Raw genomic sequence first — 16,907 nt, 5'->3', positions numbered from 1 at the left:
TGATTGTCAAACTCAAGTGATCTTTCCGCAACGGAGGAATACAGGTTATTTTTGGTTTTCGCCGCGTAGCGGTGGTTGAATTGAGGCAGGTCGTAAACGACCTGCTGCTGATTTTGGGGTTTCGGGGTTTCGAGGTTTCAAGTTTAGGTCCTTTTTTGTCTTTTCCCTAAACCTTAAACCCTGAACCCTGAACCCTGAACCCTGATTGGTATTACTGGGTCAATCGTCGCATTACCCCCAGCAGCACTTCTTCCTGATAGGGTTTAACCAGATAGTCAGTGGCGCCAACGTCCATGGCCTTGCGGCGGTGTTTTTCCCCGGCGCGAGAGGTGAGCATCACGATGGGGATGTGCTTTAAGGCATTGTTTGACCGAACCGTGGCCGTGAGTTCATAGCCATCCATGCGCGGCATTTCGATGTCGAGCAACACCACATCTGGATTGATTGTTCCGCTTTGCAGCAGTTCAAGGGCTTCGAGGCCGTCTCTGGCTTCAGTCGGAGTCCACCCCTGATTGCGCACGAAATTGGAAAGTACCCGACGAACACTGACCGAATCATCCACGATCAGGACGCGGAGGGCTTCGCGAGTTTTGGCGGGAGTTCTGACAACTGATCTGGGCTGGATTTCCGGCTGGGTTGTGGTCCGGACCAGTTCATTTGGATTGAGAATCAGAACAACGCTGCCGTCTCCCATCAGGGTGGCGCCGGCGACACCAGGGACACGCTGTAAGAGATTACCCATGGATTTGACTACCACTTCGCGAGCTTCCAGCAACTGGTCTACGGCAACCGCAATCTGCTGAGAACCAAGGTTGAGAATCAGCACCGGAACCCGGCGAAGTGTCTCATCCGCCGGTTGTTTGAGATTGAGCACCGTTCCCAATTGCAGGAGCGGATACACCTCGCCTTCAACTCGAATCACTTCTTTTTGCCCGATGTGTTCGATGTCATCTTTTTCGATCCGCAAAATTCGGGTCACCGGTGCCAGCGGAATCGCAAACGTCTCAGTGCTGGCTTTAACCAGAATGACCCGCAGGATCGCCAGGGTCATCGGCAACCGAATGGTCAGCGTCATCCCCTGACCAGGAACGGAGTGGATCGCCACCGTGCCTTTCATTCGGGTCACGGTTTCTTTGACAATATCCATGCCGACGCCACGACCGGAAATTTCACTGACCTCTGATGCCGTGCTAAATCCAGGTAGAAAAAGGAAGGAATAAATTTCTTCATCCGTCAAATGGGCGGCTTCGGGTTCGGAAATATGGCCTCGGCGAACTGCTGCTGCCCGAATGACCTCCGGTTCAATGCCGCCGCCGTCATCACTGACCTGAATCACCACCTGCGTCGCCTCATAAAAAGCTCGCACCCGGATATGTCCGATTTTTGGTTTTCCAAGTGCCTGGCGCAGGGCCGGAGGTTCGATTCCGTGGTCAACCGCATTGCGCAGGATGTGCAGCAACGGGTCGGCAATTTCTTCGAGTACCGTTTTGTCGAGTTCGACCTGCTCGCCTTCAACGGTTAATTTCGCCAGTTTGGCCTGATGTTCGGCGGTGACCCGAACCGTGCGATGGAGCCGCGCTGTCAATGACCCGACCGGCACCATCCGCAACCGCATCAGTTTGTCCTGAACTTCGCTTGTCAGCCGATTTAAGCCGTTGAGATAGCTGTCGAAATCGCCGATGGTGTTATGCAGTTCGTTGCTGACGGCGTTGATATCGCCTGTATTTTCACTGAGTTCACGGGTGAGCAGGTGAAATTCGGTGTAGCGGTCAAATTCCAGTTCGTCAAAGCCGTGGGTTTGCTTTACCGGAGACGCTGAAATCGTAAACCCATTTCCAGCGCCAACCGCCGCCACATTGACCAGGGATGCCATTCCTTTGCCCAGGGCACTGACTTCATATTCAGTATCAAACCGGTTGGCAATGCGCTGTGACCGCCCGACACTCAACCGGAGTTCATCAACTTCGTGGTTGAGTTTTCTGAAATACTGTTCAAAGGTGGACCGGCTGACGATGAGTTCGCTGACCAGTCGGACAAGTTCATCCAGCCGTTCAATCGGTACTCGCACCACCTGGGATGGCTGCCGTTGAAGGTCTGCCTGCTCATCCTCTTTCGACTGGTCGGCTTCCCGACGCCGCTCTGGGATCATCCCCGCCAGGTCAATCATGCTTTCCTGGCCCAGGGGTTCAAGGCGGGTACCGCCTGAAACCGGTTCCATGTCTGCGAGTTCCGTCCCTAGAAATGCCGCAAAGCGTTGATAGAGATCTTCGGCGCGTTCCCGGACTTCGGCGCTGCCTTTGTGGAGCAGGTCTTCGAGGGTATCAGTGGTGACAAAGATCAGCGCGATAATTTCTGTGGTCAGTTCCAGGTCGTCTTCATAGACGGCATCCAGCAAATCTTCCATCCGATGTGCCAGCCGGCTGACGGTTTGAAACCCGACCATCCCAGCGGCCCCTTTCAGGGTATGCACGCTGCGGCGGATTTCCTGTTGCCAGCCTTTGTTGGACGCATCTTTTTCAAGCAACCGCAGGACACGGGTGATATTTTGGAGGTGTTCGTCGGCTTCTTCCAAAAAGGCTTCGCGAAGCTCAAGCGATGCTTCGTCAATATGATCTGTCCGGCGAGCGGTACTGATGACAACTGGTTTGATTTCAAGGGTTTTGTGTTCTTCAACTGGCGGTTTGACCGCCATCACTGGTTGCGATTGTGGCTCCACTGGTGAGGGCTGGCTGTGTGTGACCAGTGTTTCAATGGCTGCTTCATCACCCGAAGGCGGAAGGTGTTTGAGTCGCCGAAAACTTTTGACCACTTCCACCAGGATGGCCTGATCATCGAGTGTCCCAGACAGTATTCCGTCCAGATAGGATTCGACCTGGCTGACCGTCAACAGGAAAACAGTGGTGGTATCTGGCGTGAATTCAAGTTGACCAGCGGCGATTTCTTCCAGGGCTTCTTCCGCAAAGTAGGCAACATGGCTCAGGGCCGAGAGTCCAACCATGGAAGCCGCTCCCTTGATACTGTGAAACAGCCGGTGGGCTTCTTCGAGCGCATCGAGCTGGTCCGGGTCGTGCTTAAACGTGTCAATGCAATCAAGGATGGTTGGAAGATAGCTTTTGGCTTCTTCGATAAATCCCATCAGAATTTCCGGGTCAATTTTTTTCACCATAAATACTCTTTCCTCGGTTAGCCCCAGATACCGGTTTAAGGTGTATCAATTTGCAATGAGTCAGTAATGCCAGTTAAGGGTTGAACCGGGTTTTAGTTCTCATCCCGCAGGGATGGAGCAAGGTTAGCCGGTGGTCAGCGTCGCTTTGGACGCGCCACCACCGGATGTGGGTCAGATCCAGATTTTCCCCTCCCCGCCTGGCCAGCCGCCGTAGGCGGCGGCTGGCCAGGCGGGGAAAAGGGAATAACCCGATTCCCAGGGCTCGAAGACTCACCCTGGGCTACGAGCCGACACCCAGTTCCTGGGCTAAGAACTAAAACAGCTTCAACTCTTAGAGCCGTTGAAAAACCAGTGAATCTTCAGCTTTCACGCTTTGGATTCCCGGCAGTTTGAACCCGACAATTTCGCCTGGCGCCAGAAACAAAAAGCCGCCTGGATTTAAACACTGGCACAGTGCCTGAACGACCACCGGTCGAAATTCTGCCGTGAAGTAAATCAATGCATTCTGGCAAAAAATGACATCCTGTCCGGGGACCAGGTTGTGTTCGATAGTTTTCAAATTGTGATGCCCAAACTGAACCCCGTCTCTCACTGACTGGTTGACTTGATAGATTGTTTCTCGATCCTGCCGAAGTTCAGTCAGATATTTTTTGCGATAGGCTGCCGGCAGAGAGCGAATCGCGAGCGGCGAATATTTGCCAGTGCGGGCTTTTTCCAGGACGGTTGTATTGATGTCGGTGCCCAGGGTTTCAACCTGGATTTTCTGTGGATCAATCAGATCAAGCGCCGTCATCGTCATCGAATATGCTTCCTGCCCGGTTGAACATCCGGCGCTCCACATCGTCAGCCCCTGGCTGCCAGTTTGTTGTTTCCTGGCGATCAATCCAGGAATGACCAGATTTCGCAAGGCCAGAAAAGAGCCTTCGTGGCGAAAGAAACTGGTTTCACCGACCACCAGGAGTTCAAGGAGCTTTGGCCATTCCTGTTCCTTCTCAGCGTTGAAATTTAGATAGGTGTAGTATCGGTGGAAGCCAGTGATATTGAGTGCGCGCATTCGTTCCGAAAGCCGGCGGCACAGGTACTGAAGCCGCGTTTCACCGAAATCAATACCGCACCGGTTTTCAATGAACTGCCGCCAAATCTTGTGTTCCGAGGGGGACATCAACTGGCCGGTTCCGGTCATGAAAACTCCTTCTGTCCAGGTTCTGATATCGGGCTGAAGACATCTCCAGCCCGATGCCTTCAGAGTTTAATAGGCGCTTCCATGGCCATTTGACGGCAGCTTGAAGGTACTGACTGATACCCGAAGGTTATCGGCCAGTTCGGAAAGTTTGCGGATTGAAACGGCGGCTTGTTTTGTACCGGCGGCTGTTTGCTGTGTAATGTCAGAGATATCGCCCATGGCTTTGGCGACGGATTCCGAACCGCGTGCCTGTTGTTTGGTGGCCATCGAGATGGATTGCATCAATTCGGCCAGCCGGTTTGACACGGTTTCGATTTCAACCAGTGATTTTCCAGCTTCATTGGCAACTTCAGACCCGACGACGACTTCCCGAGTGGTGGTTTCCATGGCGGCCACGGCCTCGTTGGTTTCGCTCTGGATGGTTTTGATCAGTGTGCTGATACGCTTGGTGGCTTCGGCGGACCGTTCTGCCAGACGTTCGACTTCACCGGCGACCACGGCAAACCCGCGACCTGCTTCGCCGGCCATTGCGGCTTGAATTGAAGCATTCAACGCCAGAATGCTGGTTCGGTCGGCAATGTCGCTGATGAGCTGGACGATTTCGCCGATTTCCTGTGAGCTTTCACCGAGTCGCTTGATTCGTTTGGCGGTTTCCTGCACTTGCTGGCGAATACCATTCATACCGTAAATCGTCTTTTGCACCGCTTCCGAACCTTGTTTGGCATTGACGCGTGCCTGCTCAGACACTCTGGCTGACAACACAGCATTTTCTGATACTTGCTGGATGGATGCCGCCATTTCTTCGATAGCGGCTGAAGTATCCACAATTTGAACCGCCTGGGCTTCACTGCCTTCGGCGAGATGTTCGGTCGTGGATTGGACCTCGGTGGCGGCGGCACTGACGTTGACCGTCACTTCCTGCACGTTGCTGATGATTCGCCGGAGTTCACCGATCATAAAGTTGAACGAGTCGGCAATCGCGCCCGTCATTTCCGCCGTGACTTCGGCCTCTTGAGTCAGGTCGCCTTCAGCCACCCCGGCAATTTCATCCAGCAGCTTCATAATGCTGTTCTGGATTTGTTCGCGTTCTTCCTGTGATTGAATCAGTGAGAGAATATTTTCAAGCATGGCGTTGAGCGAAGTCGTCATCTGGCCAAGCTCATCTTCGCTGTAAACCTCAGCTCGTGTGTCGAAATCACCAATCCCAATCGCATTGAACAATTGTGAAATACTGGTGACCTGGCGCGTGATGGTTCGAGCGATAAAAAACGCCAGCAAGAACCCAAAGACCAATCCAACGACCATAATACCAATGGTGATATTTCGACTTTGGTTGACTTGTTTTTGGCGAATTTTCAACGTTTCGTTGAGCAGCGTGGTGGTGGCGGAACTGATCGGGACAAACTGATCAATCGCGGCTGTTCCAGTGTCGAAGTATTGAACCGGATCAATGGTGATGGTCTCAGACGTGGACGAGATCAAGGTTGTGACCAGTGCCGAAAATTTTTGGAAGGGAGCCTCACTGTCCTTGAGGAGTGGCGTGATGGAATCAGAGATGGTTGGATCTTTCTGAAAGGCTGTTTTGACATTGCGTTTGAGGCGTTGATTGCCGCCTTGCAAGTCGCTGAACAAGCTGAGCAGCCGCTGTTTATCCTCGGGAGTGAGTTGTTTCAGACTGATTAAACTTGCACCACGACCACGAAGTTGACCAAGGGCTTCAACGATGGTTGGAAGTTCTTCCAAAACCGAACGTCCAAGGTAATAAGTGCCAAATTCAGGGTCGAGTGAAATTTTCGAAGCATCTCCGATTTCACCGATAAAAAGCAGCACATCGCTGATGAGTTCAGTGTTTTGTTCAAAGCTTTCTCTCGCTTCCATCTGAGTTTGAGTCGCTTTCAACGTTTCCCATTTTTGTTTTAGCTGCCGGAACCGGTCGACTTTTTTAAACTGGTCACCATCGGAGGCGATCAGGCTTTCGATAGCCTTCAAATCAGTTTCAACCGCTTGCTGGGCTTCCTGGTACTTGATCTGAAACTCTTTTTTCCCACCCAGGAAACTCGCCAGTGAGCCACGATACCGGGCGGCATTTCTGGCCAAATTCGAAGCTGGAATCAGGTACTCTGACCCTGCTGCTTTTGAGTTGAATGTTGCCAGATTGTCGTTGAGAGTCCGGAGATAGAGTCCGCCCATAATCAGCAAGGCTGCACCAAACACCAGCACCAGCAGACCGAGCTTTTGCCAGATTTTGAGATTTCGAAGAAACCGTAACATTGTAAATCCTCCTCAATGCCAACCAAATTATGAATGATGAGCTTTGAATTATGAAAAGACTAAACCATTATTTTTCAACGAAGTAATCCTTCATAATTTGATCAATCCGTTGTGAAACAAAGCCGGAAAGTTATACCAGTTTGTAGTCAGTAGATCGTAGTCCGTAGTTCGCTAACTTCAATTGATTGAATTACTTGGCTGTTCTCTAATACGACTACTTCATTCCAAAATGGTATTAAACTTCAGGCATGGTGCGCGATGCGCAGTTCCGACGATGACAGGACACTCTCCAAATCGAGCACGATCAGTAACCCGTCTTCTTCAACCGATAACCCGGAAAGAAATCTGAGGATCTGGTCGTCAATCGCGGCAGTGACGGGTTTGAGCGAATCGGTGTCAAGCTCTCTCATTCCATGGACGCCATCAACGATGAGGCCAGTTGTTAATCCACGCGGCTGGCTGCGAACAACCAGCATTCGACCTGCCCCTGATTGTTCAAGTGGCGGCAATCCAAAGAAGGCGCGTAACTCGATCATGGAAAGAATGTCACCGCGTAAGTTCGTCACCCCTCGGACCCATTCCGGGAGGTATGGAACGGCGGTAATTGGCGGAATTCGGCCCATCTCAATCACATTGGTGATTGGAATGGCATATTTTGAGCCAGCCAATGAAAAGACCACATAGCGTTTCCTGGCCGTGGTTGGTTCAGATTGGGTGGCTCGAATCTGTGGCTTGATGGATGCCCCAGGTGTGGTAGCTGTCTGATGGTCAATATCGGCAATCAGATCCTCCAGCGACGGTCCTGACGCTGTGTCAGGTTCATCGGCCATGTCGGCAAGGACTTCGGGCAGGGTATCCGGCATTTCAAAGTTGTGATCTTCAGCTTCAATTTGATTTTCCGTCACCACATCCTGGGGTTTGGTGACTTCGAGTATTGCCTCAGCCTGAACCTCCACGACTGGTGTTTCATCGGCAATCTGTTCTGGCTCAACACTTCCCATTTCAATGGTGGCAGGTTCTTCCACCGTCACAGAGAGGGAAGCAGGCATCGGGTCTGTCGCCTCAAACGGTGAGGTTGCTGCCGGTGGCACCGGCGCCTGAAACTCAAAGGTTCTGGATGGAAGGTCAAGAACTGATTCTGCCTGGGATGCTGCCATTGGGGCATCCACCTGAGCTGGAATTTCCAAAATTGGACTGCTGCCGGTAACCCACGCCGGGTCCTGAGTTGGTATTTCATCGAGGGACTCAGAGTGAGCATCATCCACTCGATCATCGGTTGACGAACTGGCGGGTAATTCCAAATCCGCTGGCGTCACCACTTCCAAAGCCTGAAGTCGTGAAGAAATCTGCTCTTTCAGAGCATCGAATCGGGGTGACGAAATGGTCGCGGGTGCTGGTTCGACCACATCGCCTGGCCGATCAGCGGGGGCATCCGGGAGTGGGACATCGGCTTCCGGCTCGTCCAGGGAAGGGTCAAGCGCGGCCATCCAGGCAGGTGCCGCATCCGGTAAATCCAGCGGCATTTCCAGGTCGTCAGATCCTTCGCCGGGTATGGGCAGGTCCGGCAATGCCAGATCATTCACATTGGTTGTCGAATCATTTTCTTCAGGCATGGCTCAGGGTTCCTTTTTCATCTGGGAGCGCGGGCATCTTGCCTGCAATTGTTTCTATGGAGTTTCAGATAAAGAAACCAGGGAATACACAGAAAATAAATCCAAATCTTTCAATGGTTTCTGAGACTTTCCCAAACAAGGACTCAGGAAATATTTATCTGAAAAGCCAGATATTTTAATCATCTGCGGGCAGGATGCCCGCGCTCCCAATTCATCAATTGGTATCAGTCGCCAAACATAATCAGGAGTTCGACTCCTTCTTTGAGCAAAATCTGTTGTTTGGCCATATCAGTTTTCGCAAAGTACGGTGCCATTCGAGGGCTGCTCGTTATAAAAATCTCATAACACCGGGGCATAAGCTGTGGATTCTGTTTACACCGGCTCAAACTTTTACCTGCCAGGTCAGAATCAGTCATTGGGTTCATAGGGAAAACCATTGAGGGTTCAGGGTTCAGGGTTCAGAGTGTCTTATACCAATTTGGGCTGAGGGTGTCGGGCTAAGGGCTGAGGGAAATACAACATTTTCAATATTTCAGCCTCCCCATAATGCGAGGACTTCATCCGAAAATGGTATTAAAGAAGTTTGGCCACCATCCGCTGTAACTCTGCATCTTCAAACGGCTTTGTAATGTATTCATCCGCCCCTTGCTTCAATCCCCAGAACCGGTCGGTATCCTGGCTTTTCGTGGTGACCAGAATGACTTTGATGGCTTTGGTGTCGGGCGCAGTTTTGAGTTGACGGCAGACTTGAAACCCATTTTTCTTGGGCAGAATGACGTCCAGGAGCATTAAGTCAGGCTGTTCTTTGTTTGCCTTTTCAAGCGCCTCCTCGCCATCAACGGCGGTAATGATCTTGTATCCCTTGCCTTGAAGTGCAGTTGTCATAAGTTTCATTTGGGTTGGACTGTCATCCACCACAAGAATTGTCTTTGCCATAATGTTGCCCTTTCTGATGAATTGAAGGTGATAAGTATCATTTAGGGTTTAGGGTTCAGGGTTTTCGGAAGGGATGAGGGATGAGGGATGAAATAAATCACCCTGTCACTTTGTCATCTTGTCATCTTGTCCGGGTTTAGGGTTTTCGAAAGGTATGCCCCTGCTTCTACCGGATTTTGTGTCAGGCCAGGCTGGTGTTGGAACGTCAGTACCACCTGCGTGAGCGGGTGGGTTGGACGCAAGCAGGCCCGCCCGCTCACGCAGGTGGTACTGACTACTCGCTATCTCGCTACTCGCTACTCGCTTTAGAAGGGGACCCCGTCGAGTGCCCGGCGGAGATCAACCGTGAAGACATCAAAGGTTTCTTCGATTTCGGCGTGGATATTGGGAACGATCAAACAACTGACCAGATAGGAAAAGTAATACCCCAGAATATCCATCATGGCCTGAGTGATAAGCCGAAACATATGTTTACGGTCAGTCGGATTACTGGCCCAACTGGTATACAAATTGACTGCGGTTTGGACTGACAGACGGTTTTTATCGAGGTACAGCACCTGAGCTTGCGGGTATTTCTCGTTAATTTTGACAATCACGTTTTTGAGTGAGGTGGCGTTAAAGTTTCCTTGCGAGACAGTTTCCGCCCGTTCAATCACCTGGTTGATCATTTCGGCAAGCAACTCAAGCGCCAGGGCAGGCCGTTTCTGAATTTTCTTGTCTGGAAACTGAGCCAAACATTGCTCCAGTTTGGCGGTCAACATTAACAGGTCGTCGCCAAGCGAGGTGTCACGGTCAATATCGGCGGAGGACAATGGTGGACGAAGTTCGGTCACTGGGGGAAGGTCAAAATCACGCTGACGTTCGTCAATCCGGCGCATGCCTTCCATCAACAAGTGATTCCAGTTGACGGAAATCGTTTTTGTAATGGCTGAAATATTGTCGGTGATCCGAAATGTGCCATCAGACCAGGTGAGTAAATGAAAAATGGCATCTTCGCCGCTGAGTGGTCCGATGCGGGCATGAACGATTTCACCCTTTTCAAAAAAGATGCTGCCTTCTTCACCCCGACGGATCAAGATGAGTTCAGCCGTTCGGCGTTCAAGGCAGATAAACTGCACCACGCCGGTCAATGTCATATCGCTCAGATTGCCTTCAATTGCCATAATCGCGCACCTTATTTGAATTTAGTCAGTAGTTGATAAGTCAGTAGTCAGTAGTCAGTAGTCAGTAGTCAGTAGACAAAACCCGGATCGTTGAATCCATGGAATTTTTGAAAAGGATTGTTCCTAACTGACTACTGACTACTGACTACTGACTACTGACTACTGACTACTGACTACTGACTACTGACTACTGACTACTGACTATTTTGCCTTCAGATGTCGTTGAACTTCGCCCAACAGCGTGCTGGGTTCCACCGGTTTCGAAATATGCCCAGCCGCTCCGGCCATTCGGCCTCGAACTTTGTCAAAAAAGCCATCTTTTCCGGAGAGCATTAAAATCGGGATGTTTTGGAGGGTTTTATTATTTTTCAGGACCTTACATACCTGGTACCCGTCCATATAGGGCATCGTGATGTCAAGCAAGATCAAATCTGGAAGTGTTTCTTCAAGTTTTGAAAGCGCCTGCACGCCATCCGGCGCTGTTGCCACGGCATATCCATGCCGTTCCAGCGTAACGGCCACGATTTTGCGAACAGTCGAACTGTCATCAATGACGAACACCATCTTTTTGCGTTGATACTCTCGGGGAAACTCTCGTAATGTCTGAGCCCGGCGTTCAAGAACCTGAATCCGGGCGTGCAAAATGTGGTCTTCCGGATAACTTTTGCTGGCACCCCGCAAATAGGCAATTCCTTCTGGAAGCTGATTCAGGTTGAGAAGTGCCAGGCCCAGGTGTAGAAACGTCTGGTGATCCGGTTTGCTTTGAACTGCTGTTTCCAGGCGTTCAATTGCCTCCTGAACCAGGTTTTTATCCGCATCAGGGTTATTGAGCACGCTGTCAAGGTCGGCCAGGTCGAGCACCGCCCGGCACTGGGCACATTTCACGACTTTGGTTTTGCTTCCGACGCCACACAATGGACAGTGCCAGGAGATGTTTTCAGTGACTGGGCGCTCGCGAATTTTCGACAGCCATTGGACGGCTTGTTTGTTGGCTGGATTGATTTCGAGGACTTTTTCCAGGTACAGCACTGCGTCTTGGGGATTTTCAGCCACCCAGGCCAACCAGACCCAGGCCAACTCACTGCGTGGGTCAAGTTTGGAGGCTTCAAGGAGGAGGGCGCGAGCAGCTTGTTTATTTCCAGCTTTGGCGGCGGCAATACCTCTGCGCAACAAATCGGTTGCGTCTGCCATTGAGAGTGCGGCTTGTTCTAATGTGTTACCCATTTGAAAATCTCCCCGAAAATAAGGCGGTACGAGGTATGAGTTGATGGTTTGTAAAATCTGAGCATTGAACTTATACCGGGTTGCCGTCAGTAGTCAGTAATGCCAGTTAAGAGTTGAAAAAATGAGCGGATTTGAACCCGCGAAGCGGGTGAAAGGCTCGTAGCCCAGGGTGCAGCCCTGGGAAAACATTGCCTCTTCACCCCGCCCGGCCAGCCGCCGCCTACGGCGGCTGGCCGGGCGGGGAAAAGGTGGGGAGTGACCCGAATTCCCAGGGCTCGAAGACTCGCCCTGGGCTACGAGCCGGCGCCCACTTCGTGGGCTAAGAACCAAAACGGCTTCAACACTTAACTGGCATTATTGACTACTGACTACTGACTACTGACCACTGACCATTGACTACTGATTACAAACTGGCGTTATTTCTTCTTCTGGAACTGATCAATGCCTTCTTCTTTCCAGACTTTCAGGGTTGCCTGATCCTTTGGGTCAATTTTGACGCCAATGGCATTAACCGGAACATCGTGTTTTTTCTGAATTTCAATCCAATTTTTTTTCACTAATGGATTCAAAGACATACGGTGAAGATCCTCCATGAAAAAATAAAATAAGCTTGTACAGTTCCGCTGTACCGGGTCGAGCCCCAATTGGCTCAAACTCGCTGCAAAATCGTTGAATCAAAAAGGGAAAGCTGTTTTTCGAGACGTTCCACGTTACAACTTTCTGATACATTGGGGCCGACAACGGCAATGGTTGCCTGACGCAGGGCATCCATCAGTACCGTTTGCCCAAGCCGTTGCAGCGCCGGAAGATCAACCGCCAACAGGTGAGCGGCGATTTCATCGGTTGGAATGTGGCGCCCAAAGTACAATTCCTGGGTGGCTAACCGGCTCATGCGGGTATCAGTATTTTCCCCCGAAATCAGGTGCTGGCCACGCAAATGGGTCTGGGCAATCAGGAGTTCTTCGTCGGTGACGGGTGTTTCCCAGGTGAAGAGTTTGGTTAACTCTGCCAGAGTCAGTTCCAGCACCATCTGTAAATATTCAGGCGAGGTACTGCCTTCGATGACGAACATGCTATCTTCGAGAAAGGCCAGATATTCGGAGCCAAGGTAGTACACCAGGCCCAGTTCTTCGCGAATGCGCCGAAACAGGCGGGAGCTGATGCCGCCGCCAAGCACTTTGTCGAGCACGTGCAGGGCATAGCGATCCGGATGAGTATAAGGAAACGTCCGTAACCCGATACAGAAATAAGCCTGGGAAACCGGTGAGTTTTCAGTGACAACGCTCATTTTCGGGGCGGGCGGAGTGACCGCAGGCGTCAAGCCGTCTCCGAGCATCCGCCAGAAGGCATCGCGAACCTGAGCAACAAAATCGTCGTGATCAAGCTGACCCGCTGCCGCCACAATCAGATTGGTAGGCAGGTAATGTTGATGCGCAAAATAAATCACATCTTCGCGCGTCAGTGTTTTGACGGTTTCCGTGTATCCGGCCACTGGACGTCCCAGCGGATGATTGGGCCAGGCCGTTGTTTTGAGCAACTGGCGGACGCGTTGATCAGGATTGTCACGGGCGGCTTCGATTTCACAGATCACAGCTTCTTTTTCTTTTTCAACGCTGTCCTGGGGAAAGATCGAATTGAGTAAAATATCGCCAAAGAGATCGAGCGCATAAGTGCTGTATTCGGCCAGCACGGTGGCGGAATAATAGGTGTAATCCTGAGTGGTAAACCCGCCCATATAGCCACCCGCACTGTCCATCAACCGCGCAATTTGGAGCGCACTCCGGCTGCTTGTTCCTTGAAACATCAGATGCTCGGTCAGGTGCGCCAGTCCGCATTGGCTGGAAGTTTCTGTTCTTGGACCGGCATTGAGTACAACTCCAATTGAGGTTGACCGAACCTCAGGGATCATTTCGGTGATAATGCGAACCCCATTTTCGAGCGTCGTTTTCCGATACATGGCGGTTGGTTTCTCCAGTTCAGATCTGGTTGCAGGTGGGTTGGAAAAATTGTGCCCACCCGCTCACGCAGGTGGTACTGACAACTCCCTGGGTTTTGGCTGAGGTCATACGCCATCTCTCTGGTTTTCAAAGGACAGCGTTGGTGCTGATTCGAAATTGACCGGTGAAAATGGGTAATGGTGTGTCTGTAACAGTTCCGAAAATGGCAGCGGTTTGGAAAAAAGTGATCCTTGAACCAGAGTGATGCCAGAGTTCAGGAGCGTGTGTAAGTCGGCGGCGTCTTCCACTCCCTGAGCAATGAGTTGAACTCCAGTTTTTTGAGCCAGATAGGAGATTGACTCCAAAATGGCTTGCCGGTACGTGTCCCAACAAACACCTTTCACAAAATGGCCATCAATTCTGAAAAAATCAGGCTGGCAGTCGAGCATCATTCGAAAATTGGATCGTCCCGAGCCAATGTCATCGAGCGCAATCCGGGCTCCCATCCTTCGCAACCCCTCAAGGGCATCGAGAAAGGCGGCGCAGTTCCACTGACAGCCGGGTTCAATAATTTTGACAATCAGCCGGGATGGAGTCAGTGACCAGTGCTCAATGGTGGTGCGCAGAAAATCCAGAAAATTCAAATCCTTGCCAAGCGTGGCGGCGTGAACATTGATCGACCACACTGGTGACCAGTCCAACTGGCTGATACTGTGCACCGCCAGTTCAGTACAGGCACGGTCAATTTCACATTCCTTGCGTTTGCGTTGAACATAGGCCCGTAACACCTCAGGACGCTCCAGATTGGTACCCGGGGGACCATAACTGAAGCACTCAAGTGAGTGGATCTGTGGAAGCTTGGTCTCTAGTTGAACCTCAAAGATCCCATCAACCGCGAGCGAAAGCCCGCCGGGACATAGAATTGAGTCAAAGAGTGACGGGGTTCCCATTGGTATCTCCAAGGAGTGCGATCACAGACTGTAAAATCTCGGCCAGTGGTTTGGGTTTGTGCAAAAAGAGGTTGACGCCACGTTTGAGCGCTTCCAGTTCAAGTTCTGGCGACCCATACCCGGTCATCACGAGAATCCGCATCCAGGGGCAGTTTTCGCGGGTGAACCGGATGAGTTCCAGACCTTCCAGCCCCTGGGCCCCAGTCAGGCATAAATCAGTCACCAGAACCGAATAAGAGCCTGTGATCAACAGGGCTTCGGCTTCTTCCAGTTCCTGAGCGTAATCCACCTGAATCCCGCAGGTTTCAAAGTAGTTACTCACAGCAAACAGGATGGTTTCTTCATCGTCCACAACAAGGATTTTATTTGAACCCATGAGTTTATTCTGGAACGAGAACAGGTCTCAAAAGTGGGTATCGAAAGGGATGATCTTCAGGAGTGCCGTTTCGTCGTGACTTTCTCAAAGGCAAGCTGTGTGCCACAATGACCAGACTGGCCGCTTTGAGTCTTAAGATCTTTAAATATACTACCAGTTTGGAGTCAGTAGTCAGTGGTCAGTAGTTCGCTAAGCTCATTTGATTGAGTTACTTGATTGTTTCCTAACACAAGGTGTTCCTTGCAAAATAGTATAAGGATTTGTCGGGGTTGGATCCGTTGAGATCATCCTTGATGCTCAGGCCGTATTTCCGATTTCCGGAGAGCCGAGTTCGATTTCCGGAGAAGGACCAGGAAGAATGAAGAAACCATTTAGTGATTAGTGGTTAGTGGTTAGTGGTTAGTGGTTAGTGGTTAGTGGTTAGTGGTTAGAAATCAACACTTTCGAATTGGTCGAATTTCTTCAGCCCGATGTCTTCAGCCCCGAGCTTGCGAGTCTTCAGCCCGATATCTTCAGCCCGATATCTTCAGCCCGATATCTTCAGCCCAACGTCTTCAGTTTTGATATTTCTTAATCTTTTCATAGAGGGTGCTCTTGGAAATGCCAAGCCGTTTGGCGGCTGAGTCAATCCGGTTATTTTCAAGCTGGAGAATCTTCTCAATGTAGCGTTGCTCCAGTTCGTGCAGGGTCAGATGGGTATCCAGAAAGAAAGGTGATGGGTCCTCGTCATCAACGAGCGACATGGTGAAATGCAAATCTTTTCGATCAAGGGTTGAACTGGTACTGAGCAGGACCGCCCGTTCCAGCACATTGCGCAACTCGCGCACATTCCCAGGCCAACGATATTCCTTGAGGGCCTTCATGGCGTCTGGTGTTAATTCAACTGGTCGCCGGCCAAGATCCCCGACAATTTTTTCAAGCAGATACTGAACCAGCAATGGAATATCCTCGACCCGTTCGTGTAGCGGCGGTACGGTCAGAACAATGGTGCTGATGCGAAAGAAAAGGTCGCTCCGAAACTGTTTTTCCCGGACGGAAACAGCCAGGTTCTGGTGGGTTGCGGCGATCAGTCGAATATCAATCTGGCGGTCGCGTACGTCGCCCAGCCGCCGGAACCGCTTTTCTTCGAGTACTTTGAGCAATTTAGGCTGGATTTGCAGGTCCAAATCACCCATTTCATCCAAAAAGACCGTGCCCTGATGCGCTATTTCAAAGAGGCCAGTTTTGTTGGCGATGGCGCCGGTAAAGGCGCCTTTTTGATGTCCAAACAGTTCGGATTCAAGCAGGTCTTTCGAAAGGCCAGCACAATTCAAATCCACGAAAGCTTCCTCGGAGCGAGGGCCGTTCTGGTGCAACCATTTGGCCAGAACTCCTTTTCCAACACCGGTTTCACCCTGGATCAGAACCGGGCTATCCGTGACTAAAACCCTGTGAGCCTGATCGGCCAGGTTTTGAATCGCTGGACTGTCACCCAAAAATGGGTTGACCGCATCCCGTGCCTGGCGGGATTTGCCCGCCGCCTGTTTGCGCCGTAACCGCAGATCATCCAGCAGGCGTTGAATGATAATGAGTAAGGCTGGAAGCTCAATCGGCTTGGTTAAAAACTGTTCCGCCCCTTCTTTGATGGCTCGAACCGCCGATGCAATCGAACCATGGGCCGTAAGAATCAAAATCGGCACTGAGGGGTCAATTTCCTTCAAGCGCGGCAGAAGCTCAAGCGCATCGCCATCAGGAAGTAAATAATCGAGAATAACCACATCTGGCCGAATTGCCTGAAAGATCTCCTGGGCTGCCTGACAACTATCGGCTTCTTCGACCTGGAAGCGGTTAAGTTCCAGGAAATCGCGAATTCCAAATCGAATCTCTGGTTCATCATCAACAATCAATACTTTGCTTTTCATTTTTTATCTCTCGATAGAAAGGATAAAAAGGACGTCAAGGCGCCTGGGGTTTGGTGCTTGGTTAGTGGTTAGTGGTTAGTGGTTAGTGGTTAGTGGTTAGTGGTTAGAAATCAATACTTTCGAAGTAGAACCACTAAGGGACTGTAAAAAATCAACTTCCCGTTTTCGTTTGGGAATCAGGCATTTG

At 51.0% G+C, this 16,907-nt stretch carries 12 protein-coding genes; all 12 read right to left on the bottom strand.

The window, feature by feature from the left end; all coding sequences use genetic code 11:
- Window positions 1-211: 211 nt before the first annotated feature.
- Entirely contained in the window at window positions 212-3,166 is a 2,955-nt protein-coding gene (locus HY774_08325) for an Hpt domain-containing protein (protein ID MBI4748482.1), read from the bottom strand.
- A 331-nt stretch (window positions 3,167-3,497) separates the two neighbouring features.
- A complete protein-coding gene (locus HY774_08320; GenBank protein MBI4748481.1) occupies window positions 3,498-4,349 on the bottom strand; it encodes a protein-glutamate O-methyltransferase CheR in 852 nt (283 codons plus the stop codon).
- A 66-nt stretch (window positions 4,350-4,415) separates the two neighbouring features.
- Window positions 4,416-6,620 carry a HAMP domain-containing protein gene (locus tag HY774_08315; protein ID MBI4748480.1) on the bottom strand — a complete coding sequence of 735 codons (2,205 nt, stop codon included), beginning with the start codon at window positions 6,618-6,620 and terminating at the stop codon, window positions 4,416-4,418.
- Between the two features lie 242 nt (window positions 6,621-6,862).
- Window positions 6,863-8,233: a chemotaxis protein CheW gene (locus HY774_08310; protein ID MBI4748479.1), complete on the bottom strand. Its 1,371-nt coding sequence runs from the start codon at window positions 8,231-8,233 to the stop codon at window positions 6,863-6,865.
- 573 nt (window positions 8,234-8,806) lie between these two features.
- Window positions 8,807-9,169, bottom strand: a complete 363-nt coding sequence (locus HY774_08305; GenBank protein ID MBI4748478.1) for a response regulator — start codon at window positions 9,167-9,169, stop codon at window positions 8,807-8,809.
- Window positions 9,170-9,474: 305 nt separating this feature from the next.
- Entirely contained in the window at window positions 9,475-10,332 is an 858-nt protein-coding gene (locus HY774_08300; GenBank protein MBI4748477.1) for a DUF4388 domain-containing protein, read from the bottom strand.
- Between the two features lie 201 nt (window positions 10,333-10,533).
- Window positions 10,534-11,556, bottom strand: coding sequence for a response regulator (locus HY774_08295; GenBank protein MBI4748476.1), 1,023 nt, complete (start codon window positions 11,554-11,556; stop codon window positions 10,534-10,536).
- 416 nt (window positions 11,557-11,972) lie between these two features.
- Window positions 11,973-12,131 (bottom strand): hypothetical protein, encoded by a 159-nt coding sequence (locus tag HY774_08290; GenBank protein ID MBI4748475.1) that lies wholly within the window; start codon window positions 12,129-12,131, stop codon window positions 11,973-11,975.
- Between the two features lie 74 nt (window positions 12,132-12,205).
- Window positions 12,206-13,513 carry an insulinase family protein gene (locus HY774_08285; GenBank protein MBI4748474.1) on the bottom strand — a complete coding sequence of 436 codons (1,308 nt, stop codon included), beginning with the start codon at window positions 13,511-13,513 and terminating at the stop codon, window positions 12,206-12,208.
- 105 nt (window positions 13,514-13,618) lie between these two features.
- Window positions 13,619-14,443: an EAL domain-containing protein gene (locus HY774_08280; protein ID MBI4748473.1), complete on the bottom strand. Its 825-nt coding sequence runs from the start codon at window positions 14,441-14,443 to the stop codon at window positions 13,619-13,621.
- Window positions 14,421-14,819 carry a response regulator gene (locus HY774_08275; protein ID MBI4748472.1) on the bottom strand — a complete coding sequence of 133 codons (399 nt, stop codon included), beginning with the start codon at window positions 14,817-14,819 and terminating at the stop codon, window positions 14,421-14,423. Before HY774_08275 ends, HY774_08280 begins: the two co-directional genes overlap by 23 nt.
- Before the next feature lie 554 nt (window positions 14,820-15,373).
- Window positions 15,374-16,720 (bottom strand): sigma-54-dependent Fis family transcriptional regulator, encoded by a 1,347-nt coding sequence (locus tag HY774_08270; GenBank protein MBI4748471.1) that lies wholly within the window; start codon window positions 16,718-16,720, stop codon window positions 15,374-15,376.
- Window positions 16,721-16,907 lie beyond the last annotated feature (187 nt).

Source organism: Acidobacteriota bacterium (genome assembly GCA_016208495.1).
GTDB lineage: Bacteria > Acidobacteriota > Blastocatellia > Chloracidobacteriales > Chloracidobacteriaceae > JACQXX01.
Note: the sequence above shows the minus strand (reverse complement) of the source record. Positions and strands in the feature narration are given on the sequence as shown.